The 23,612-nt window shown below is 43.1% G+C and carries 20 protein-coding genes and 1 tRNA gene; 9 read left to right on the plus strand and 12 right to left on the minus strand.

Annotation, left to right across the window (positions count from 1 at the left end):
- The 3 genes from G561_RS0100005 to G561_RS0100015 form a co-directional block, all read right to left on the minus strand.
- A partial coding sequence (locus tag G561_RS0100005; RefSeq protein ID WP_028857699.1) for a hypothetical protein occupies positions 1-598 on the minus strand: 598 nt, incomplete at its 3' end.
- Between the two features lie 37 nt (positions 599-635).
- The gene (locus tag G561_RS0100010; RefSeq protein WP_227673997.1) at positions 636-1,577 is read right to left on the minus strand and encodes an OmpA family protein; all 942 of its coding nucleotides are present in this window, start codon (positions 1,575-1,577) and stop codon (positions 636-638) included.
- Between the two features lie 545 nt (positions 1,578-2,122).
- Positions 2,123-2,629 carry a GNAT family N-acetyltransferase gene (locus tag G561_RS0100015; protein ID WP_028857701.1) on the minus strand — a complete coding sequence of 169 codons (507 nt, stop codon included), beginning with the start codon at positions 2,627-2,629 and terminating at the stop codon, positions 2,123-2,125.
- A gap of 638 nt (positions 2,630-3,267) precedes the next feature.
- Between G561_RS0100015 and acnA the strand changes: the two genes are divergently transcribed.
- The gene (acnA, locus tag G561_RS0100025) at positions 3,268-6,051 is read left to right on the plus strand and encodes an aconitate hydratase AcnA (RefSeq protein ID WP_028857702.1); all 2,784 of its coding nucleotides are present in this window, start codon (positions 3,268-3,270) and stop codon (positions 6,049-6,051) included.
- 174 nt (positions 6,052-6,225) lie between these two features.
- On the opposite strand, the gene G561_RS0100030 is transcribed toward acnA, so the two are convergent.
- The 4 genes from G561_RS0100030 to hisB all read right to left on the minus strand — a co-directional run bounded on the left by G561_RS0100030 (position 6,226) and on the right by hisB (position 9,265).
- Entirely contained in the window at positions 6,226-7,053 is an 828-nt protein-coding gene (locus G561_RS0100030) for an enoyl-CoA hydratase (protein ID WP_028857703.1), read from the minus strand.
- 151 nt (positions 7,054-7,204) lie between these two features.
- A complete protein-coding gene (locus G561_RS0100035; RefSeq protein WP_081794329.1) occupies positions 7,205-7,540 on the minus strand; it encodes a hypothetical protein in 336 nt (111 codons plus the stop codon).
- Between the two features lie 275 nt (positions 7,541-7,815).
- On the minus strand, positions 7,816-8,451 hold the full coding sequence (gene hisH, locus G561_RS0100040; protein WP_028857705.1) for an imidazole glycerol phosphate synthase subunit HisH: 636 nt from the start codon (positions 8,449-8,451) through the stop codon (positions 7,816-7,818).
- A 187-nt stretch (positions 8,452-8,638) separates the two neighbouring features.
- Positions 8,639-9,265, minus strand: a complete 627-nt coding sequence (hisB, locus tag G561_RS0100045; protein WP_037031419.1) for an imidazoleglycerol-phosphate dehydratase HisB — start codon at positions 9,263-9,265, stop codon at positions 8,639-8,641.
- A gap of 277 nt (positions 9,266-9,542) precedes the next feature.
- Between hisB and G561_RS0100050 the strand changes: the two genes are divergently transcribed.
- The 5 genes from G561_RS0100050 to G561_RS0100070 all read left to right on the plus strand — a co-directional run bounded on the left by G561_RS0100050 (position 9,543) and on the right by G561_RS0100070 (position 12,431).
- Positions 9,543-9,974, plus strand: coding sequence for a hypothetical protein (locus G561_RS0100050; protein WP_028857707.1), 432 nt, complete (start codon positions 9,543-9,545; stop codon positions 9,972-9,974).
- A 117-nt stretch (positions 9,975-10,091) separates the two neighbouring features.
- Positions 10,092-10,167: transfer RNA gene (locus tag G561_RS0100055), tRNA-Phe, on the plus strand.
- A gap of 343 nt (positions 10,168-10,510) precedes the next feature.
- Positions 10,511-11,011: a DUF4385 domain-containing protein gene (locus G561_RS0100060; protein ID WP_028857708.1), complete on the plus strand. Its 501-nt coding sequence runs from the start codon at positions 10,511-10,513 to the stop codon at positions 11,009-11,011.
- A 51-nt stretch (positions 11,012-11,062) separates the two neighbouring features.
- Positions 11,063-11,761 carry a phosphoglycolate phosphatase gene (locus tag G561_RS0100065; RefSeq protein WP_373277670.1) on the plus strand — a complete coding sequence of 233 codons (699 nt, stop codon included), beginning with the start codon at positions 11,063-11,065 and terminating at the stop codon, positions 11,759-11,761.
- Between the two features lie 61 nt (positions 11,762-11,822).
- Positions 11,823-12,431 carry a class I SAM-dependent methyltransferase gene (locus G561_RS0100070; protein WP_028857710.1) on the plus strand — a complete coding sequence of 203 codons (609 nt, stop codon included), beginning with the start codon at positions 11,823-11,825 and terminating at the stop codon, positions 12,429-12,431.
- Between the two features lie 143 nt (positions 12,432-12,574).
- Here G561_RS0100070 and G561_RS0100075 read toward each other — a convergent pair whose 3' ends face one another.
- Complete coding sequence (locus G561_RS0100075) at positions 12,575-13,921, minus strand: LptF/LptG family permease (protein ID WP_051584268.1); 1,347 nt, start codon at positions 13,919-13,921, stop codon at positions 12,575-12,577.
- Positions 13,918-15,285 (minus strand): LPS export ABC transporter permease LptF, encoded by a 1,368-nt coding sequence (locus tag G561_RS0100080; RefSeq protein ID WP_028857712.1) that lies wholly within the window; start codon positions 15,283-15,285, stop codon positions 13,918-13,920. The genes G561_RS0100075 and G561_RS0100080 overlap by 4 nt, the downstream gene beginning before the upstream one ends.
- A 744-nt stretch (positions 15,286-16,029) precedes the next feature.
- Here G561_RS0100080 and G561_RS0100085 point away from each other — a divergent pair.
- From G561_RS0100085 to sstT, 3 genes are all read left to right on the plus strand, one after another.
- Positions 16,030-17,670 (plus strand): leucyl aminopeptidase, encoded by a 1,641-nt coding sequence (locus tag G561_RS0100085; RefSeq protein ID WP_028857713.1) that lies wholly within the window; start codon positions 16,030-16,032, stop codon positions 17,668-17,670.
- A 29-nt stretch (positions 17,671-17,699) separates the two neighbouring features.
- A complete protein-coding gene (locus G561_RS0100090) occupies positions 17,700-18,191 on the plus strand; it encodes a DNA polymerase III subunit chi (protein WP_028857714.1) in 492 nt (163 codons plus the stop codon).
- 342 nt (positions 18,192-18,533) lie between these two features.
- A complete protein-coding gene (sstT, locus tag G561_RS0100095) occupies positions 18,534-19,754 on the plus strand; it encodes a serine/threonine transporter SstT (protein WP_028857715.1) in 1,221 nt (406 codons plus the stop codon).
- A 204-nt stretch (positions 19,755-19,958) separates the two neighbouring features.
- Here the strand turns inward: sstT and G561_RS0100100 are convergent, their stop codons facing one another.
- The 3 genes from G561_RS0100100 to G561_RS0100110 form a co-directional block, all read right to left on the minus strand.
- On the minus strand, positions 19,959-20,288 hold the full coding sequence (locus tag G561_RS0100100; RefSeq protein ID WP_028857716.1) for a chaperone modulator CbpM: 330 nt from the start codon (positions 20,286-20,288) through the stop codon (positions 19,959-19,961).
- Between the two features lie 28 nt (positions 20,289-20,316).
- Positions 20,317-21,360 carry a DnaJ C-terminal domain-containing protein gene (locus G561_RS0100105; RefSeq protein WP_028857717.1) on the minus strand — a complete coding sequence of 348 codons (1,044 nt, stop codon included), beginning with the start codon at positions 21,358-21,360 and terminating at the stop codon, positions 20,317-20,319.
- A 146-nt stretch (positions 21,361-21,506) separates the two neighbouring features.
- The gene (locus G561_RS0100110; RefSeq protein ID WP_028857718.1) at positions 21,507-23,501 is read right to left on the minus strand and encodes an ABC-F family ATP-binding cassette domain-containing protein; all 1,995 of its coding nucleotides are present in this window, start codon (positions 23,499-23,501) and stop codon (positions 21,507-21,509) included.
- Between the last annotated feature and the right edge of the window lie 111 nt (positions 23,502-23,612).

The raw sequence follows: 23,612 nt of genomic DNA on the forward strand, positions 1-23,612 counted from the left end.
CATCTGTTGTATCACCATCTGCTAGTGGACCTTTTACGTCGCCTACATCATCGCTAACAACCGGGGTAGCTGGTTTGGTGGGGGCTGTGGTGTCTGTATTATCGGCATCATCGTCATTACCTGCAAGAGCAGCAATTGCACCCAGTCCTGCAAGACCTACTAACCAAGGTAGCCATACAAAACCTTCATCAGTAGCACCTACCCACCATGGTGTCGGTTGTGCATTACCGCCTAAAGCCTGTCCTTCGATATCACCTGGTGCTAATTCAGTAACAAAGTCAGCAACTTCACCAGTGTCGGGAATATAGTAGTAGTAGCTACCATCTTCGGCCAAGCCAATTAAAGCACTATCTACTTCATTATAATAACCTTCAATAATTAGGTCACTTTCATTACCTTTTTCTATTGAGATATGTAAGTCTTTACCCACACGCTTGGTAACAATATGGTCTGGTGCTCTACCAGTCGCTTGGTCTATTAATTCATAATTAACACGATTGACTGCTTTAATTACTGTGGGCTGTCCATCTTTAGTGATAACTTGATGCTCAGCTATGGTTTGTACGGTGTCATTTACTTTTATAATTACTGACTTCATCTGACTTTCCCTGTAACTTTTAGTTTTTTAAGGTGTGTTATTTTTGAGTCGCACTAACCATTGCAACAACACGTCGATTGTTATGACGACCTGTGGCTGTCGCATTAGTATCTACAGGGCGAGTTTCGCCATAGCCTACAGTGCGTAAGCGGTTTGGCGCGATGCCATATTTAACGACTAACTCCTGCTTAACTGCTTCAGCACGGCGCTGTGATAGCTTCATGTTGTAACTGTCTGAGCCTTTGCTGTCTGTATGACCTTCAATTACTGTAGTAGTCTCAGGATATTTGTGCATGAAGTTAGCAACTGCTTCAATGTATTGATTGAATACTGGCTGAACAACGGCTTTATCAAACTCAAACAACACCTCTAGGTTGATTGGTTTGTCTATTTCAACTTTGATTGCTGGTTCAGGCTCAACAATTTCTGGACAGTTCGCGACAACACGACTGATTTGGTGGGTTTGTTTTAATTGGGTGCTAAGTAGCTTTTTGGCATCTGCCTCTTCAAGCTTACTCAGACTTGGCTGACCTGTTGAATTATCGATATCAACGTAGATGTAATGGTTTTGCTGTGGAGCAAACTCAACTATATGACTAAAGGCATTGCTTAAATCGTTAGTTTTTAGACCGGTCGGAGCTACGCTAATATTATGTTGACCACTACAGTAGCTTACTTGTGAGTAGTGTCCTGGCTGAAGACTAACTTGAAAACGTCCATCAATACCGATATTTGCACTGGTTTGCAGCCCGTCTTTGTCTAATGGACGAATAAAGAAAAGATTCGCTTCATTAGCAGCCAATGTGTTTGGGTTAATGGCAACAAATGGAGTATTGGCTGATTTAGTCCATGTAATATGGTCTTTATGTCGCATAGCGTCTTCTGCTGCAGCTGTGTGACTAAGTCCTAACATAGCAACTAATACAGATGTCACTAATGCGCTATTTTTTAAGGGCTTTTTAACTTGCATTTCTTTCATGAATGATTTCCTTTAAAACGGTTATTGTTCGTTTAATACATCTTTTAATTAAAATATCTAAAATATTAGATAAGATTATGTAAAATAATTATAGTTAAATTAAACTAAAACTCAATTAAACAAATCTAATTAATAGATATAAATAAAGAATAAGATAGATTTTAAAAAAACTAACAACATCATCCATATACTTAACTATCAGTTATATATAAATAAAAACTTACTTAAAGACCATTGTTAAAGGTAATCACAGGAATGTATCTAATTTGTAAGCAATCTACTATTCAATAAGCTTAACCTACCTTTTCGTATCAAAATGAACTAAGGCCATCTAAAGCAAGACGGTATATCAGTCATATACTGATACTGTTAAACCATAAATCCAGTTAAATTTAGCCATCTATAAGACACATATAAAAGGAAAGATATAAGTAAAAATAAGTTACCAATTAATTTATAGCTTCAAGTAATCATGACAATAAAAAAATCCGAGCTATTACCTAGCTCGGATTTTTTTATTATTAATTTTAGTCTAGTTATAACTTTCAGGTTGCTAACAGCTTATAGAAATGCTTAATGTTGATCATAGTATCATTCAGGCTTACAGCCTCATTTTCAGTTTGCGAATACTCAAATCCGTTTTTTAATAATACTTTTTCTGAGGCAGGGTTTGTTTCTGAAACTATGGCATTAATTCGCTTTATTTCTAGCTGTGGAGCAATATTTATAATTTTATCGACAGCGAGAGTTGCAATACCTTTCCCGCCTGCTGATTGGCAAATGCGATAGCCTAAATTAGCTTCAGCGCTTCTAATATCGCGTAAGTTAATTCGTCCTACCAATTTACTTTGTTGATATATCAAATAGAAGGCAATGTCCCCCTTTGCTTGCTGTTGCAGAATATCGTTTTGAGTACGTACAAAGCTATCATAGTTTCGATAACTATCAGGCCTTGCGCCAACTATTTGTGCAAAATAATCCCAATTATCTTGTTCGAATTTGAATAAATCCTGATATGAATTTTTTGCTAACGGTGTTACTTCAATTTCCATAGGGATTTCCGATGAAGTGCATTTAGCTAGTTAGACATTCCATTAGTAGAATATGTTTAAAAGAAACCTTAAATGAATGCTAAAAAAGCCATTAATTCTGTGGTAGTTCCTGAAGTCAATTTTATGGCTAACTATGAAGGCTAATGAGTGGTGTCAGTTATTTCTTTAGCACTGATATCTTTAGTTAATCTATATTTCATCCTAACCTAAAGAGCTTTTGAAGCTGCTACCCATTACTTTAGCCACCCAATAGCTGTTAATAGCACGCAATTCATCGTTATCTGTTACGATTTTCACACGAGGAAACTACGTGCAAACCTTAATAAATAGCACAATCTTTGTTATGGTAATAGAGGTGATAAAGTTTTAGGTTTAACTTTATCAATATCCCTCTAAAAGCTAACCAAAAGAATAGCTAAGGGGATAGCCTGTCTTTAATAAAATATTTTTTATGAAATTGATTGATTCCAATCAAAAGAGCCAAAACAAGAGCTCGAAAGCTATTCAGCGTTGAGTTATGTTGGGGCTTTTTAAGACACAGCCCTACTCTCAACTCAACTGCGAACGAATTACTAGCCACCTAAATCAATAATAACTTTTAGTACAATCGAAGTTAATAAATAGAAAAGGAAGCCACTATGAGCGATATTTTTAATGTAAAAGACAAGTTATCGGTAGCTGGCAAAGAACATGCCTATTACAGCCTGCCCAAGCTTGCTGAAAAATACCCTAATATTAATACCCTACCTTACAGCATGAAGATTGTGCTGGAGAACTTATTACGTAACGAAGACGGCGGTCAATCTGTGGGTAAAAACCACATTGAAGCCGTTGCCAATTGGGATGCAAAAGCAACCCCTTCAAAAGAAATTGCTTTCATGCCAGCCCGCGTGGTACTACAAGACTTCACTGGTGTACCCTCGGTGGTCGACTTGGCCGCAATGCGTGATGCTATCGTTAAACTAGGCGGTAATGCAGAACAAATTAACCCATTCATACCAAGTGAGCTAGTTGTCGACCACTCGGTACAGGTCGATGTCTATGGCCGTGCAGACGCTCTTGATTTAAACAAAAAGATCGAGTTTAAACGTAACAATGAGCGTTATGAGTTTCTACACTGGGGTAAAAATGCGTTTGAGAACTTCGTTGTTGTGCCACCAGCAACGGGTATCGTGCACCAAGTGAACTTAGAGTACTTGGCCCGTGTTGTCATGGCCAGTGAGCAAAATGGCGAGCTGACTGCTTATCCAGATACGGTATTTGGTACCGACAGCCACACCACTATGATTAACGGTGTTGGCGTATTAGGTTGGGGTGTCGGTGGTATTGAAGCCGAAGCTGCCATGTTAGGACAGCCCTCCTCCATGCTTATCCCAGAAGTAGTGGGCTTTGAGCTAACGGGTAAATTATCTGAAGGCGTCACTGCTACTGACCTCGTACTGCGCGTGGTTGAAATGTTGCGTGCTCATGGTGTAGTGGGTAAATTCGTTGAGTTTTATGGAGAAGGCCTGCAAAGCTTACCGCTTGCTGACCGTGCCACTATTGCTAACATGGCCCCTGAGTATGGTGCAACTTGTGGTATTTTCCCAATTGACCAAGTCGCTGTAGACTACTTGCGCCTATCAGGTCGTGATGAAACACAGATTGAACTGGTTGAGCAATACGCCAAAGCCCAAGGCTTATGGCATGATGCCAATACTGCGGATGCGGTATACTCAAGCAATTTACAGTTAGATTTAAGCACCGTAGAACCTTCACTTGCGGGTCCTAAACTTCCGCATCAGCGTATCGCCTTGTCTGATATGTATGACAAATTCCAAGAAACCTTGGATGTCATGACGCAAGGTCGTCGTGCAGAAAAAGCAGAAGAACAAAAAGAGCGCTTTGAAGAAGAAGGCGGTGAACAAGAGCAAGCTGATAGACTATCCGCCAAGCCAAATATTTACTCTACCATCAACATCAATGATGCTGAGCATAAACTACATGATGGTTCAGTAGTCATTGCTGCCATCACTTCATGTACCAACACCTCTAACCCTGCGGTTATGATTGGGGCAGGTTTGGTCGCGAAGAATGCTGCTGCCAAAGGCTTAAAAGCTAAGCCTTGGGTTAAAACATCATTAGCGCCTGGCTCTAAGGTTGTGACCGACTATTTAGAGAAAACCAAGCTAATGGACGAGCTTGAGAAAGTTGGGTTCTACTTAGTGGGTTATGGCTGTACAACTTGTATCGGTAACTCTGGTCCTTTACTTGAGAGCATCGAAAAAGGCATCGAGGAAAAAGACCTAGTAGTGGCCTCAGTACTATCAGGTAACCGTAACTTTGAAGGTCGTATTCACTCACACGTGAAAACCAACTATCTGGCTTCGCCACCATTGGTTGTCGCTTATGCACTAGCAGGTACGGTAGATATTGACCTAACCAAAGATCCTATCGGTCAAGACCAAGATGGCAACGATGTGTTCCTAAAAGATATCTGGCCAACTACCGCTCAAATCGATGAGTTAATCACGCAAAACATTAATGCGGATATGTTCCTTAAAAACTATGGTGAAGTATTTAATGGTAGCTCAGAATGGAATGCCATTACTTCAGCAGATAGCCAGCTATATCCTTGGGATGAAGCATCTACTTACATTAAAAACCCACCGTTCTTCGAGGGCATGACCATGGAGCCCGCAGGCATTCAGGATATTGAAAATGCCCGTATTTTAGGCTTATTTGGTGACTCAATTACCACTGACCACATCTCTCCAGCAGGTAACATCGACGCCAACTCGCCAGCAGGCAAATACCTGCAAGAGCGCGGCGTAATGGAAGAGGACTTCAACAGCTATGGCTCTCGTCGTGGTAACGATGCAGTCATGACCCGTGGTACATTTGCTAATATCCGCATCAAAAACTTGATGATGGATGGCAAAGAAGGTGGCTATACTTACTACTTCAAAGACGACAAAGCAACCTTACAAGACGGCGAAGAGATGGCCATCTATGATGCAGCGATGAAGTATAAAGAAGACGGCCGTACTCTAGTGGTACTAGGTGGTGAGCAGTATGGTACTGGCTCAAGCCGTGACTGGGCTGCTAAAGGTACTATCCTACTAGGCGTGAAAGCGGTACTGGCTGGATCGTTCGAGCGTATTCACCGTTCAAACCTAGTTGGTATGGGCGTGCTGCCGTTAACCTTTAAAGAAGGCGAAAATGCAGACACTTACAACCTAGATGGGTCAGAAGTATTAAGTATTACTGGTCTAAACAATGGTGAAAGCAAAACTGCAACCGTTACAGCCACCCGTGCTGATGGTAGTAGCGAAAGCTTTGAGGTGAATGTGATGCTACAGACGCCAAAAGAGCGTGAGTATGTGCGTCATGGCGGTGTATTACATTACGTACTACGTGAGTTAGCCGCACAAAAAGCTTAATTTGCTTTATAAAGTGCAGCTTATAACTGGTAATATGAAAAATGCCCGACCAATTGGTCGGGCATTTTTTTGGGGTGCTTATTAAGCAATACTTGAATAATAGAATAATAGAAGTGTGCCAGTCTAACCAAAGCATTAGCCTAGTTTAGTTTATCTCACTGAGTAGTCGGCTACTTATTGGCCTGTCCACACCGCTTGGCGCTTCTCAATAAAAGCATCGATGCCCTCAGCCACATCATCTGCCATCATATTATCGACCATAACATGACTGGCATAATCATAAGCGTCAGGCAAACTCATGCCAAGCTGGTTATAAAACATCTGCTTACCGGTGGCTGTGGCCACAGGGGACTTGCTAATAATGGTTTCAATCAATGCCTGCAGTTCATTGTCTAGCTGCTCGGGCTCTGCCACTCGGTTAATTAAACCTTGTGCTGCCGCTGTCTCCGCATCTATAAACTCACCGGTAATCAGCATTTCAAAAGCCTGTTTGGCTGATAAATTTCGACTGACTGCTACTGCAGGCGTGGAACAAAACAGCCCCACATTAATACCTGATGTGGCAAATTTCGCCGTAGTCGAGGCCACAGCTAAATCACAGGAGGCCACCAATTGGCACCCTGCTGCGGTAGCAATGCCCTGTACTTTGGCAATAACAACTTGCGGCATGCGGTTAAGAGTCAGCATCATCTGACTGCACTGATTAAAGAGGGACTGATGGAAGGCTCTATCAGAATGGGCACGCATCTCTTTTAGGTTGTGACCGGCACAAAAGGCTTTGCCTTCTGCCGCAATCACTACCACTCGGATAGATTTATCTTTTGCAATTACATCAAGCTCTTTTTGCAGAGCTGTAAGCAATGCTACCGATAAAGCATTGAACTGTTTGGGGTTATTTAGGGTGAGGGTTACCACGCCACTATTATCGTTGCTGTCTTGGCGGATAACTAAAGGTTCAGGTTGCGTGGTGGCTAAAGTATTTGTTGCGGTTTGCTGTGTCATATCTCATCCTTGATATATTATTTTAAGAAAAACTCTTACAATACAAAAAAGCTTCTTAAAATAAAAGAAGCTCCCTTTAAAGTATAGGATTTAGCGCTTAAATTAAACCGCTATTTTTTGAGACCTACTATGCTTAGTTAGTTCTGCTTAGTTAATTATGCTTATCGAACAAGGAAGTCCAGCGGTTCACCGCATATAGCACATACGGCCAAAAGCAGGTATTAATAATATCGTGAATACTCAGCCGTAGATGTTCGCCAGTAATATTTGGGTAATTATGACTTAGGTCTAAATATTCCCCCAAAAAAGCAAAGAAGGTGGTCACCAATAGCCCGATATTGAGCCGGGTTAGGTGGCGCTGCACCCAGGGGCGTGTCACCACTAGACTAAATAAAAACACCCCTATCCCGACATATATATGCAGAGAGTCCCGATCTAGACCCGTAAAATCAGTGACATATACTTTAAATTGTTGAAACCCAATCACTATATTTTCCATAACTATTAGATTATTTAAATACATCGATAAGAAGCTTAGTATAAGATTAACCTCAAAAATATGGGTTATGATTTGTTGGAGTTTTCTATTTCCACTTAACCAACTTTAAATACCAAGTAAAACCTTCTAGTACTATCTAATAGCTCTTCGCTTAGTTTTTAGCCTTTGAATCTGAGTTATAGCCCTTAAACCTAGGCACTAAAAATATGATTAAAAAGCAAGTAATACACTAGTAAACATTATAAGCGGTCGATCCAAATCTGCTAAATCTGCCACTCAACAAAGTTTTTAAGCAGTTGTAAACCATCTTTGTGGCTTTTTTCAGGGTGAAACTGAGTAGCAAATAAGTTGTCTTTGATGATGCTGGCACAAAAGGGCTGGCCATAATCACAGACGGCAGCCGTTACCGAAGTATCTTCAGGGGCACAGTAATAGCTGTGTACAAAGTAGAAATGAGCATGCTCATCAATGCCCCGCCAAAGCGAGTGACTACGCTCCATACCAGAGATGGTGTTCCAGCCCATATGCGGAATTTTGATGGCAGCTCCCTGCTCATCTGTCCAATTTGGCTCAAACTTTTTGACCTGACCAGAAACGATGTCTAAGCACTGAGTATGCTCAAATTCTAATGACTCAGTAAATAGAGCCTGCATACCGACACAAATGGCCATGACCGGCTTGTTAAACACGGCTTCTTGCACCACCTTATCGATGCCCTGCTCGCGCATTTGTGCCATACAGTCGCGCATTGCTCCTACACCTGGAAATACGATTTTATCCGCCGCACGAATGATTTTGGGATCATTGGTAATAGACACCTCAGCCCCCACTGCAGATAACGCTTTACTGGCTGAATGCAGGTTGCCCATGCCATAGTCTAAAAGTGCGATTTTGGTCATAAATTGGTCTCTTTGGCTTATTGGTTTTTACTATATAACTCAATAAATTATAAACGGCTTTTATCACTTTGGGGGACTAAATTTGCTTGCCATAAAAAAAGACCGGAAGCTTTACGCCTCCAGTCTCGATCTCTCACATTATAACTAGTTAGCTTTTTGCGAAGCAAATTACAAGTTACAAAACAAATTACAGCGCTTCTTTGGTAGAAGGCAGTGTATTTAGCGCACGCTCATCGTATTCACATGCCATACGTAATGCACGGGCAAAAGCCTTGAAAGTACACTCAATTTGGTGGTGGCTGTTTTTGCCTTTTAAGTTGTCTAAGTGTACGGTCATCCAAGCGTGGTTCACAAAACCAAAGAAGAATTCGCTAAATAAGTCCACATCAAAGCTGCCCACGTGTGAGCGGGTAAAAGGAATGTCCATGTGCAGACCTGGGCGACCAGATATGTCTACCACAGCACGGGTCAGTGACTCATCTAGTGGTGCGTAGAAGTGGCCATAACGGCGGATGCCCTTTTTGTCACCTAAGGCTTTAGCAAAGGCCTGACCCAGAGTAATTCCGGTATCTTCCACACTGTGGTGGTCATCAATATAAGTATCGCCTTTACAAGTGATGTCCAAATCAAAAAGTCCGTGACGTTTGATTTGATCTAGCATGTGATCTAAAAAAGGCACACCAGTGTCAATTTTACCCTGACCTGTTCCATCTAGGTTGACAGTCACACTCACTTGAGTCTCAGCAGTATTACGCTCTACGCTGGCAACACGATTAGGACGATTGGCTGGATTTGAATTTATTGCAGTAGTCATGGCAGTAAGGCTCACTAATAAATAATTGGCTCGTTAATAATTGGTAAGTTAATAAAAAAAACAATACCCGTTAACAGTCGCTAAATAGAGATAAAAACAACAAAAGTCACTTGATGATAGCAAAGGTAGTACTTTTAAGCCATATATGGCCCCTATAAACTCACATAGTTTGCTAAAATACTGCCATAAACTTAACTCAAGATCGTTTATTTAACCAAATTATTTATCCAAACTATTCAATATCCAAAATCACCATTCAACCTCTGGGAAATTAAATATGCCATTAGAAGCCGTTGCCATTAACTCTTTTGATGCCCCTATTATGCGTGAGACCACTCATGACGGTGAACTGCGTGAGCGTATTGCTAAGCTCTATAGCGCTGAAAATGCCAATATAGGGGAGTTAGGAGACAGCGAAGCGGTTCTGACTCTTTTTGAGACAGCTTTTAAACGCGGTGCTCTGATGTATGTGGGTATGTTTAATGACAAGCCCATTGCCGTTATTGGCTGCTTTGATGATGGTCAAACCGATACCAAGCGCCTGCAGTATTTAGCAATGCATCCTGAAAACGTTAATCGAGGCATCGATGCCAAGTTTATTAAAATGGTATACGATAAAGAAATTAAAAAAGGGGTTCGTCAATTTATGCCCGTTGACGAGCAAGTTCATAGAATTATGAGCGAGTATGAATTAATTCGGGTAAAATAGGCTCTAAATCTAAATATCCGACCTTTTTTCATATCATTTTCAACTATTTTGATTTATTTTTACAAAAAGGGTTGACACGTCATCAAATATTTAGTTTAATAGCGACCTCATAAAGACGGCTCGATAGCTCAGTTGGTAGAGCAAAGGATTGAAAATCCTTGTGTCGGCAGTTCGATTCTGCCTCGAGCCACCATCTTTATACCGAATATTGCTTAATAGCATAAAAAACCCTCAAGCTAAATTAGTTTGAGGGGTTTTTTATGCTTGTAATTTATTATGGTTATAATTTTTTATGGTTGCACCTTATCACCTAAGCCGGCTATGAGTGACAAAAACAGATTAACCCTTGTGTTAACTCACCTACCCGCCTTTTTGTTAATACCCACCCCTAGCAACCTCATCATTTAGCCCTTTGTTAGCACTCAGGTTACAGAGTCGGTATTTACTGCTGGCTTTTGGCAGCTATACTGTTTAAATGAGCCTCCTACTTTTGTTTGCAAATCTGCTATCTACAAAGCTGGAATGTGGATGTCGTTATGCGTGAATTTGACTACAGCCTAGACTATAAATCGCTAAACTTACGCGAGCACCCAGAGCTATACCGCGTGGGCCGTGGTGAGCAAGGTGTGCTGTTGGTTGAGCCTTATAAATCCGAAATCCTACCACATTGGCGCTTTGCCACCCCTGATGTTGCTACCGAGAGCAGTGATAAAATCTATCAGATGTTCCTCGATTATTTAGACCAAGGTGATTTTGTGGGTGCCGATATGGCGCGCAAGTTCTTGCAAATGGGCTATACCCGTGCCCGCCGTTATGCCAATCATAAGGGCGGCAAGAAATACAAAGGCCCAGTTCCTGATGATAAAAAAGGTCAAAGTGGCGCGCACGGCCGAGAAGAGCTGCCTCGGGATGCAGAAGATCCGATCAAAGCCGAGTCGGCTAGAATATTTAAACAAAAATGGGATTTATGCCGAGCCAACGACACTTATCTTGAGATGAAAAAAGCACACCGAGAAAAATACAAAGACATAGATTAATTTACCCCTTATTTATAACTTTCTATATTTATAACCTTTTAGCTTTATGAGATGACTATGACTGCTGTAAAAAAAGAATTACTTATTTTTGATCTTGATGGCACCTTAATCGACAGTGTGCCTGATTTGGCACAAGCCACAAACGATATGCTGAGCACATTAGGCAAATCCACCTATCCTATTGATACCATTCGCAATTGGGTGGGTAATGGGTCACGCATGTTGGTAGAACGTGCGCTAGTGGGCTCGGTAGAGGTCGCAGAGGGTCAATTAAGCAAAGAGGAGGCTGACCACGCTGAAAAGGTATTCTTCGATGCATATGCCAAAGTAAGTGGGGACAACACTGTTGCCTACCCTGATGTGACCGAGGGTCTAAAAAAACTAAAGCAAGCGGGCTTTACCCTAGCATTGATTACTAATAAACCTATCCAGTTTGTGCCAAAAATTCTACAGACTTTTGGCTGGAGCGAGCTATTTACTGAAGTGCTTGGTGGCGACAGCTTACCAGTTAAAAAACCAGATCCAGAGCCGCTACGTCATGTTTGCCGTACTTTACAGGTTGCTCCTGAGAATGCGGTGATGATTGGCGACTCAAAAAATGATATTTTTGCCGGTCAAAACGCCAATATTGACACAATAGGCTTGTCTTACGGTTATAATTACGGCGAAGATATTCGTGAGCTAAAACCAACGGTAGCCTTTGATGACTTCCAGAGCTTGGTAGATTGGGTGATCACTGAATACACCTAGTCATAAGTAGCTCAAAGGCTCTAACATGACTCCGCAACCCTATTAACCTTAAGGCAACTCCATGACCCACACCCCTTCTGCTGATTTAATACAAAAAGCCAAACATTGGCGCGAAGACATTGCTTTTACCCAAGACGTACTCGGCGCACCGATGCACTTCACCACCACTTGGGGCATCTTCTCTCCAGAGAAGCTGGATGCTGGCAGCTTGATGCTACTTGATCATGTGGACTTTCAAGTGGATGATGACTCAATTGACTTGGGGTGCGGTTATGGGGTGCTGGGTATGGCTGCAGCCAGAGAATGTCCTCAAGGCCAACACACCCTTATTGATAAAGACTTCATGGCGGTGGAGTATGCGCGCCGTAACTGTGAAAAAAATGGCCTAACCAATGTGGACGTCCATTTATCGAATGGCTTTAATCATGTTGATCCCAATAAAGACTTCAGTCTAGTGATGTCTAATCTGCCGGCCAAAGTGGGCAAAGAGCAGCATTATTTATACCTATTAGATGCTTATAGCAAAATGCGTAGCGGCGGCCGCTTTTATGTGGTGACCATTAACGGTCTACGTCAGTTTATGAAGCGCGCTTTCACTGAAGTTTTTGGTAATGCTGATAAAGTAAAACAAGGCAAAACCTATACCATTACTCGCGCGATTAAAGAATAACCGCAACTGTCTCTACTTTTAGTTTGATTCAAGCCCATTAAAAAAGCCCCAACTTGGATGCAAGTCGGGGCTTTTATTTTTGTTAGGCTTTTGTATTTATTATTAAATAAACAACAGCCGCTGTATTTAATTTAACCCTGAATTTAACCCTGACGTTTAATTAAATAAAAGCCCAAGGCGGCACTGCCAATGATGGGCAATAACACCATCAATAACGGTGATGCGCCAGTGGCTAAGGCCACAAAGCTGGTTAAATCTTGGATATAGCTAAACAGCAAACCAAAAATTAAGGCCACCACAATACGCAGGCCTAAGCTATGCGTCCGCAGCGAGCCAAACACAAAGGAGCAGGCCACAATCACTAGCGATAAAATAGCAAAAGGCGATAGCAATTTTTGCCAAAAAGCCACTTCATGTTCTAATGAGCGGGTGCCTTGCGAAGCATTAAAACGCTTATGGTCATACAACTGGGTCAGTGACAAATCTTCAGCACGACGGGTCAATAAATACACTGAGCTGGGGGATATCGGCAAATTAATCACATCATCTGCTTGATTTTGTTTGGATACCAAAGGCTCATTATTTAACACAATTTCCTGTGACTGTCTGACATTACTCGAAAGCACCTTGCTCGATCCGGGATTGTTCTGTGCCTCAGACACAGCTTGTTTTGGAACTATCTCCTCGGCTTGGGTAATGGCCGCCCGCTCTGCCAGCTTCAAGGTAGTAACGTCCTCTAATTCCCACTGATAGTTAATAAGCTCTTTTTCTGCTTGCGTTAAATTTTTTAAGCCGGCTTGATTCTGCTCATTGGCCTTAGGCAGATAGATGCCGCTAGACGCTTTAGACACCGCCGTTAAGTTGTTGTTTTCATCCAAGTGCCAACGCTTTACTTTACCAATATTGCCATTGGCATCCGCGTAGTCGATATAGATAATGTTTTGACCCGTCCCCTCTTGCTGCGCATTTTCACCGACAGCAGGGGCTTTTTGTATGGTCCAATAACCATTAACCGAAGCGAGCAAAGCGGTATCAGGCTTGCGAATTTGGTTCGCTTTCAAATTAGACTCAGGCAGCACATACTGGTTAATCGCCAGAGCCAATATGACAAAGATAAAGGCCGGCTGTAACACCCAGCTGACAATACGGTTAATACTTAATCCTGCGGCCCTCATCACAATGAGTTCAGAGTTATTGGCCAATAGGCCCAGCCCCACCACAGCCCCTAATAAGGCACCTGTCGGAGTAAACTGCTCTAAAAAGTACGGCGATTTATAAAAAATATAGGTCAAGGCATCAAAGTAAGTGTAGCTCTCTGAGATGTCCTCTAACTCAGCCAAGTAAGCAAAGATGATCTGCAATGCCCACAAGCCTATTACCGCAAATAGCATGGCAAATAGGGCATTTTTTTTGACATAACGCGAGATAATTTTGCCAGATTTTACACCGGTTAATGTCGTCTTGGAGTCACCAGACTTCATAAAACTCATGATCGGCCTCCATTATCAAAAGTGTTGTTAGGTTTAGAGGCCAGCTTGCGTTGACCCAGTCTAAAGCGCACTCGGTGATTAATACGACTCGCCCAGTTCAGATACAGTGCCAGTAGCATAAAACTGATAATAGCCACAGGATAACTCCAAACTGAGAGAGAACCTTTGGTCACTGAGTTCTTCAGTGAAATAATAACCAAGGCACAACTGGCATAAATGATAATCGCCGGTAATAACCTTAACCAACGCCCTTGTCTAGGCCTAACTTGAGCTAGAGGGACCGCCAACATTGGTGCCAAAATAATCAACCAAGGTAAAGATAAGCGATAGCCTAGCTCTGCTTGAGCCGCTATGATTTGTTGTTGATCTGGCTTTTGAGTAGTCACAGGTGCCGCCTCGTTAGAGTCTGCATTTAAATCAATGACTGGCGCTGCTTTACCTGTGGCGGCTTGCCACAATACTGGCAAAGTTTGAGTGGCGACATTGTCATCGGTGATGATGTCTTTTGGCGGCTGATTAATACTGATACGATAGCGCTCAAAACTGACTTGGTTATACACCAAGCTATCCGCTCCCACTTCATAACGTCGGCCTTGGAATAAATCTAGTTGGGTGCTATCTGCTTGATCGTTACCCACAACTTGTATTGCCCGTTTTGCTAATACAATTACATCCCGTTCAGCTTCACCACTATCGGTTTCTGCTGAAGCCACTGGCCTAGTCAATTCAGTGATGGTTCTATCAGCTTTGGGAGACAACTCAGGGGTTGCCGCTTGGCTATCTTCTGTCTCATCGGTAGCGGTTTGATTATCGGCAGGCAAGTTAGGTTTCGCCCCCTCATTTTGTTCTCCGGTTTGCACCAGTATCACGTCTTGTAATTCGGTACGGTCTTCGTTCATGCTACCCACATATAAGTGGTAGTCGTTACTGCTAATAAAAGACTGCGGCCGAATCAGATCAAAGGCACTGCTTAAAGACTGCTGCTGCCAGATATTGTCTGAGTTTCTAACCCCCCAAGGTTTGCCGTATAAAGACAGGCCTGCCTCCAAAACAAACAATAATAAAATAAAGGGAATCATCAATCGGGCCAAGCGGCCTCGCGAGATACCGCTACTGTTTAACACTGCCATCTCTTGGTCCACATACAGTCGACCGAACACCAGCATCAAGCCAATAAAAAAGGACAGAGGTAACACCAACTCTAAGAAATAAGGCAGGTTATAGCCAATAATGGCAAACAACAAACCCACATCAAGGCGCCCTTCAGCAGCAATACCAAAGTAGCGGATCATTCTTCCACCCAGCAGCAATACTACCAAAAACCCCAACACCAAGGCGGTCGTTGAGGCAACTTGTCGGGTCATGTATCGGCGTAAAATCACAGGCAAACTCAAATTATATTAGAGGAATAAAACAACGGCTTAACCCCGTACACAGCTATAAATAACAGCTATAAATAATAGGGCTAAACATAACGGGAAATATTATGACCGCCATTATTTCAGCAAATCATAAAGGATTATGCTAGAAATTAGGAAATATATTAGTCTTCATTAACAAAGCACATACATCAAAGGGTCATAGAGTATCGTTTGGCAATAAAACACTGACAACCAAGGCGTATTATAATCGTAATACCCATAGTGAGGGTAGTCGCTGTAATGGTTAGACTGAAATCTAGGCTATATCCAGAATAAGTCTAGACCAAATCTAAGAAAGTGACATTAAAAAGTAACATTAAATTAAAAAGTGACATTAAATAGTCAGTGGGCTTTGGACCTTCAACAGAGCGTACAAAGTCTGGAGCACCCTGTCTATCCTAGCATGATTCTGACATTTTTAGAGTGGCAATATCGACCTAGCTGCCCATACTCTAGGGCAATATGTTAGACTATGCGATAGGCTCAATACCTATAGCGTGAGCCAAATAATTAGCCATTTCAGTTAGCCATTATTGGTTGATAGCCTTAATAAATTTAAAATTAAAATAACAGTAACACTTAGGGTCATGGCTAAAACTGCTTACCCAAGAGCACTTTTTAAAGCCCTGAGTCACTGTCTAAACATACTATAAAAACAAACTCATCACATAACACATAGGAATGATTATGAGCTTAACTCTTTCAGTATCTAAAACTTTACCAAAGCTGGCCTCAAAAAAACTACTAAAAAAGGCGCCCGCTAACAACGACATCCAAAGCCATTGTTTGGCGGTATTGGTCGACGATGAAGCCAACCTAATAGGTAACTTCAAAGGGTTGGAAGCCTATCAACAACGTATTGAAGATTTAATCGCTGTCTCTGACTTCAGTGGTAAGCTTGGCGAAACAGTAGCAGACTTTGCTCTAGCAGCCGATGCCAAAAAAGCGCCGTTACAACTTTTATTAGTAGGCATAGGTAAACCTGAGAAAATCAACTCAAGCTCTATGCAGAAGATTGCCACAGCTCTTTATAAAAACAGTCACAAACGAGTGACCAATTTAGCCGTGGCTATCGGTGATGACCTATCTGATGAAAGCTTACAACAGTTGGCGTTGGAATTACTAAACGCCAGCTACCGCTTTGAAAAATATAAATCTGAAACCACTGAGCCAAAACTGGCTGCAGTTACCTTGGTTTCAGACAGCGTATCACAAGAAACCATCGACTATGTAGCAGCGGTTCACAGTGGTCAAACCTTAGCACGCGATGTGGCCAATGAGCCAGGTAACATTTGCTTCCCAGTTTATATGGCTGATCAAGCCAAAGAACTGGCCAAAGCCTACCCTGACCTATTGAAAGTAACGGTATTGGGTGAAAGAGAAATGGAAGAGCTGGGCATGAACTGCTTCTTATCTGTGTCTCGTGGCTCGGTGCGTGAGGGTCAATTGGTAATTCTTGAATATCAGGGCCAAAAACAAGCTACTACTAACTCAAGCTTCGCTGATACCTTAGCCAGCAATATTAAAGCTGTGGCCGATAAACTGCCGAAAAAAGCCACCAAAGCTAAAAAGGCAGAAGCCGATGCTGAATCTGTAGAGCAAAACTTCGATGCCCCTATTGTATTAGTGGGTAAAGGTGTAACTTTTGACTCAGGCGGTATCTCAATCAAACCAGGCGCTGCTATGGATGAGATGAAGTTCGATATGGGCGGCTCAGCTTCTGTGTTAGGTACCATAAAAGCTTTATGTGAAGCCCGTCTGCCTATTAACGTAGTGGGTGCCTTAGCTTGTGCAGAGAATATGCCTTCAGGTGAAGCGACTCGCCCAGGTGATATCGTAAAAGCGATGAACGGCATGAACGTTGAAATTCTAAACACTGACGCCGAAGGTCGTTTGGTGCTAGCCGATACTCTATGCTACGTTCAGCGTTATAACCCACGTGCCATTATCGATGTAGCCACTTTAACAGGCGCTTGTGTGATTGCTTTAGGGCATGTACGTTCAGCGGTATTTAGTAACGATGAAGACGTATTGTTTGAGTTAGAAAACGCCAGTGATCAGTCAGGTGACCTAATCTGGCACATGCCTCTTGATGATGAATATCAGAGCCAGTTGGATTCTCCTATTGCCGATATCCAAAACATTGGTGGCCGTGCCGCTGGGGCAGTAACTGCCGCTTGCTTCTTGTCTCGCTTCATCGAAGAAGGTCAAGCATGGGCTCACTTAGACATCGCAGGCACTGCCTGGAATTCAGGTAAAGATAAAGGTGCAACAGGCCGTCCTGTTCCTTTATTCATGCAGTATCTAAAAAATATGTCTCAGCAGTAATTTGACTGCCAGACGTATCAAAGCTGCTTATGCAAATTAGTTTTTATGTCCTCGGTGAGCGTTATATGAAGCAAGACGCCACCGCTGCAAGTACCGTCTCAGCCGTTGATGCTGAGGCGGTGCTCAACTTTGTATGTCGATTAACTCAGACCGTATTGAATAAAAGCGAACACAGCTTAGTTATCGTTGATGATCAAAGAGATCGACTCCAAGCGTTAGATGAGCAACTGTGGTCATTTGATGCCACTAGCTTTATTCCGCATACCCTGATCTCTGATGAACAAATCACTGCAGAAAAACTTACTGCCCCAGTGACCCTACTTTCGTCATTGCCACCAAACTTCGATGGCGTAGTCCTAAATCTAGCTCCTTCTGCCCTTACTTTATCCCAAAACGGCACGCTACCTGATCGGATTTTGGAAATTATCACCCCTGATGAAGTCAGTAAGCAACAAGGCCGTGATAAATACCGAGCCTATCGCGACTTAGGCTTTGAGCTTATCTACTACCCTATTAATTAGCCTTCCTTACTCCCTTTTTTCCCCCTATTGTCTGTTTAACCTTAGACAGAAACCGGCTTTTAGCTGGCTTTTTTTGTATTTATTATTAAAGCCAATTTATAGTTATTTGTTGCAGACCAGTTCAAGTTTTGTATAATCAGGGCATAATCTGATTATGTGATAGAGCTTAGCGGAGTAACGTTTACTATAATTTCACTGTCAATGGCTCTTAAAACTCTATCTTTCAATCAAATCATCTACCTTAATTATATCTGGGCATGGGCGTGAAGCTTATGCACTGTATACTTTTATTTTTTATTTTAGTGCTGACCCTACTTCAGTTAGCATTTATTTGGAGAGCTTATGAGAGCCCTTATTGACATGTACCAACGCATCGGCTTGGTGCCTCTAATTATTATTGGGCTAGTAATTGGTATCTTAATAGGCTGGTTATTGCCTTCAGTGGGTATCGCGTTAGGCTTACTTGGTACCTTATTTGTGGGCGCGCTAAAGGCTGTGGCGCCTATTTTGGTATTCATTTTGGTAATGGCGGCAGTCAGTCAGCACCAAGGTCAAAGCCAAGTTCATGTCAAACCAGTGTTGATCATGTACATTTTCGGCACTTTCTTGGCAGCCTTAACTGCTGTGATAGCAAGCTTTACCTTCCCAACTGAGCTGATTGGCCTAAATACCATTGAAGCGGTTACTGACCAAGCCCCTCCTTCTGGGTTAAAAGAAGTGTTGACTACGCTACTTATGAACTTAGTCGACAATCCAGTTAATGCCATCGCCAGTGCCAACTACATGGGTATTTTGGCTTGGGCCTTAATCATTGGTTTTGCGCTACGTAAAGCCTCTGCTACCACTCGCACTATGGTCGCTGACTTATCAGAGGCCATCTCTAATGTGGTGCGTTTTGTTATCGCCTTTGCTCCTATTGGTATCTTAGGCTTAGTGGCTAATACCATTGCTGAAACAGGCTTTGGGGTCTTAGCAAGCTATGGCCGTCTGCTAGCAGTCCTGCTGGGCTCTATGCTGTTCATTGCCTTAGTGGTTAACCCCCTTATTGTGGCCTTTAGTATTCGTAGAAACCCTTATCCTCTGGTATTTACCTGCTTACGTGAGTCAGGGATTACTGCGTTCTTTACCCGCTCATCGGCGGCTAACATTCCGGTCAACATGAACTTAGCCAAAAAGCTCGGCTTACATGAAGACACTTACTCAGTGACTCTACCTTTGGGCGCAACCATTAATATGGCAGGGGCCGCCATCACCATTAACGTGCTGACCTTAGCTGCCGCTCATACCTTGGGGATATCGGTGGACTTCGGCTCGGCCTTATTGCTTAGTGTGGTAGCTACCATCTCTGCGACTGGTGCTTCAGGCGTGGCAGGCGGATCCTTACTACTTATTCCACTGGCTTGTAGCTTATTTAATATTCCTAATGATATTGCGATGCAGGTTGTGGCCATTGGCTTTATCATTGGTGTGGTTCAAGACTCGGCAGAAACGGCGCTTAACTCGTCAACTGACGTATTATTTACCGCAGCCGCTGACCCAGTCATGAAAAACAAAACTGCTTAAGCGTGAAATCAACCAAAGCGCTAAGCTACTAAACTAAGCCAACTAAATAGCATTAAAAAAAGAGGCCTCAACACTGTTGGGGCCTCTTTTTTGGTAGTTGTTCAATCCTAAATAAAATTGTCCAATTCTAAAACTGTTCGGTTCTAAAATTGTTCGGTGCTAAATATAGCTATTAGCAATAACTTAGCGAAAGAATAAAGCCAATTACTGCGACTTTATTTCGACCTCAATGGTATGTACCGGCTGCATTGAAGCTAGCTGCTGACGCTTAAACTGACGTAGCTGCTCTACTTCATCTAACAGCTCCAAAATCAGCCCAATGGCCGGAATACTGGCGTCGAAATCACGACTTAAGCGTGATGCTCGGCGCACTGTCGCCAATTGATAACCGGTGAATTGCTGGGTTTCTGGCACATCATATTCGATGACATTTTCTTCTATTAACGCCATTACCCAATTACGCTCAGCCCCACAAGCGGCAACGAGCTCATCTAAGGTCATGATAATATCGTTAAACTCATTAGAATGTTTCATGATAACCGTCCCTCTTATAGTTATATTTTTAGCGCTTTATAGTGATATCAGCGAAGCTTTGTTTTAAGGCTTCATACGCTTGCTGCTGCGCTTCGGTACTAACCTCCGGGTTAACAATATTTAAAGTAAGGTATAGGTCTCCTGCCTGCTTGGCTGGAATACCTTTACCCTTAACCCTTAGGTGACTACCGGATTTACTATTTTTGGGTATGGTCACCCCAAAAGTTCCGGCTGGGGTACTGACATTAATCTTCTCACCTAACGCTGCCTCCCAAGGGGTAATATTGACCGTTTGATAGACATCAGTGCCTTCTAAGCGAATGTTGTCATCATGCTCAATTATCACCTTTAAGAATAAGTCACCATTTTTGCCACCCCCATAGCTGGCTGCCCCTTGACCACTTAGGCGAATTTGCTTGCCTTCGGTGATACCTTTGGGGATTTTGATTTTCAAGGTTTTTTGTTCATGACTTACCGTACCGTCTGACTGACGAGTGGGGACATTCAATTTAATACTATAGTCATCACCCTTATAGACCGAGTCTAAACTGACGCTAATCTCTGCATGTTGGTCTTGGCCTGGCATAGGTCCTGCTTGTTGGAACGCATTGCCAAAGTGATCATAGCCTTCAAAGCCAGATTGCGCCGATTGATGAGAGGACTTAGCCCCTCCTCTACCTGCACCGAACGCTGAGAAGATATCATCAAAGCGGAAGCTACCACTGCCAAATGGAGCACCTTCACCAAATTGATCTTTGATGTCCTCCCATCTAAAGCCACCCTGCCCGCCTGCACCGCCAAAACCGCCTGAGCCACCAAAGCCGCCTGAGCCACCAAAGCCGCCGGCTCCTGCGAAGGGGTTATCCTGCATCGCATCATATTGTGCGCGCTTTTCAGGATCACGTAAGGTCTCATAAGCGTTATTAATTTCTGCTATTTTTTCATCAGCATCTTTGGCTTTACTGACATCGGGATGGTATTTACGTACCAACTTTCGGTAAGCCTTTTTAATATCGTTTTCTGAGGCATCTTTACTGACACCTAAAACATCATAAAAACTTTTTTCTGCCATTATTATTATTCCTTTTAAGCGTTTTAATCTAAAAAAACCAGCTCTTAGGGTTATATATAAGGGCTGTTAATGAATATTTCACCTTCCATCAAGCCAAGTTTGTTGAATTTATAGCCACAGAGCGCTTCAACTGTATCACGCTCATGCTACTGTTCATACTGCTCAAGCTCAGTCATGGCCATCAACATCTCCTCTTCAAGCTGTGCCTGTTGCTGCTGCAAGGAAGCCTGTTCATCTAGTAGCTTTAACAGCTCGTCTTTACGAGCCTCCTCATAAAGCGTGGTATCGGCTAGCTTTAATTCTAAATCTGCTAAGCCATCGACCACTTTATCTAGTTTTTTCTCAGCTTGCTCGATACGTTTTCGGATTGGCGCCGTTAACTTGCGCTGCTCTGCAGCCAGTTTGCGGCGCTCTTCTTTGCTCAGCTGTGGCTCTTCTGCCTTCGCTTTAGCTTCCGCTGCTTTTCTGTCTTCTTCTGCCTGTATCGCTGCTTGGTTGGCGGCCGCTTTGGCATCACGAGACTCTTTTGCTGCTTCTTTGGCATCTGATTTACGCTGATCAGACAACCATTTTCCATAGTCTGAGACGTCGCCTTCAAACTCTTGTAGCTTACCGTCATGCACCAGATACAGCTCATCACAGACGTTGGCAATAAGTTCGCGGTCATGCGATACCAACACCACTGCACCGGCGAACCCTTGCAGTGCCATGGTCAACGCTTGGCGCATTTGCAAATCTAAGTGGTTGGTGGGCTCATCTAGCACCAATACGTTTGGCTTTTGCCACACAATTAATGCCAAGGTCAGACGCGCCCGCTCACCGCCTGAGAACAGCTTACTTGGTGTATCAATACGATCACCACGGAAATCAAAGCTGCCTAAAAATGAACGCAGCTCAGCGTCAGAGGTCTTGCCAGCAATACGGCGCATCATAATCATCGGCGTGGCCTCGGCATCCAAGCTGTCCATTTGATGTTGGTTAAAGTAGCCGATATGTAGCGTGTCTGAAACCTTATAACTGCCCGTCAGCGGTTCAAGCTCTCCGACTAAAGCTTTAATTAAGGTGGATTTACCCGCCCCATTCATTCCCAATAGGCCAATGCGGGTGTCAGGGGTAATCTGTAAGCTGACGTCTTTTAGAATGGGTGTTTCACTATAGCCAATATCGGCTGACTTCAGCGAAATCAGCGGCGAGCTCATGTGGCTAGGCTCATAAAACTGGAAGGTGAAGGGGTTGTCTGCCATGACCGGAGAAAGATCCGCCATACGCTCTAGCTGCTTTAAGCGGCTTTGCGCTTGCTTAGCTTTAGAGGCTTTGGCACGAAAGCGGCGCACGAAGTCCTCTAAATGCGCGCGGGTGGTCTCTTGCTTTTCATAAGCCTGCTGCTGCTGTGCCAGACGCTCACTACGGGTGCGCACAAACTGTGAATAGTTGCCGGTGTACAGCGTCAAACGCTGATTTTCGACATGAAGAATATAGCTAATGGTGGCATCCAAGAAGGTTTGATCATGCGAGATAAGCAGTACCGTGCCATCAAATTTGGCAATCCACTCTTCTAACCATAAGATAGCATCTAAGTCTAAGTGGTTGGTGGGCTCATCGAGTAACAGCAGGTCGGCACGGCTCATCAAGGTTTTCGCCAAATTCAGGCGCATACGCCAGCCCCCAGAGAAATCATTTACAGGTAGCTCGTGTTGATTGGGCTTAAATCCTAGGCCAGCCATAATCTGTGCCGCTGTGGTGGGGGTTCGATAACCATCGATGTCATCGAAGCGTTGATACAGCTGGGCAATCTCGGCATCGCTTAAACTGTCCGGCGCCATCATTTTTTGATTCAGTTGGTACCACTCTTTGTCGCCGCTTAATACGTAATCGATGGCAGGTTGACTGCTGCCTTCGACTTCCTGTGCCATGTGCGCCACCTCCCAACCACTGGGAATGCTAATATTACCGGCATCCACGGTTAACTCATCAGTAGTCTGCTCCCCCATATAGGTCAGAATCACCCCAAATAGAGTAGATTTACCGGTACCATTGTTGCCGGTTAGTCCCACTTTTTGGCCGGGGTGGATCTGGAAAGTGGCGTCTGAGAATAGGATTCTGCCATCACGGCGGACACTGACTTTGTTAAATTCAATCATGGATATTAATCACTTTTTGGTTAATGCTAAGCGGGATAGGCAACTTACGGCTTAGGGGCGATGCTCATAAAAAAAACATGCAAAAAAAAACACAGTTTATCTGTTAAAAGG

Source organism: Psychrobacter phenylpyruvicus DSM 7000 = NBRC 102152, from assembly GCF_000685805.1.
Lineage (GTDB): Bacteria > Pseudomonadota > Gammaproteobacteria > Pseudomonadales > Moraxellaceae > Psychrobacter > Psychrobacter phenylpyruvicus.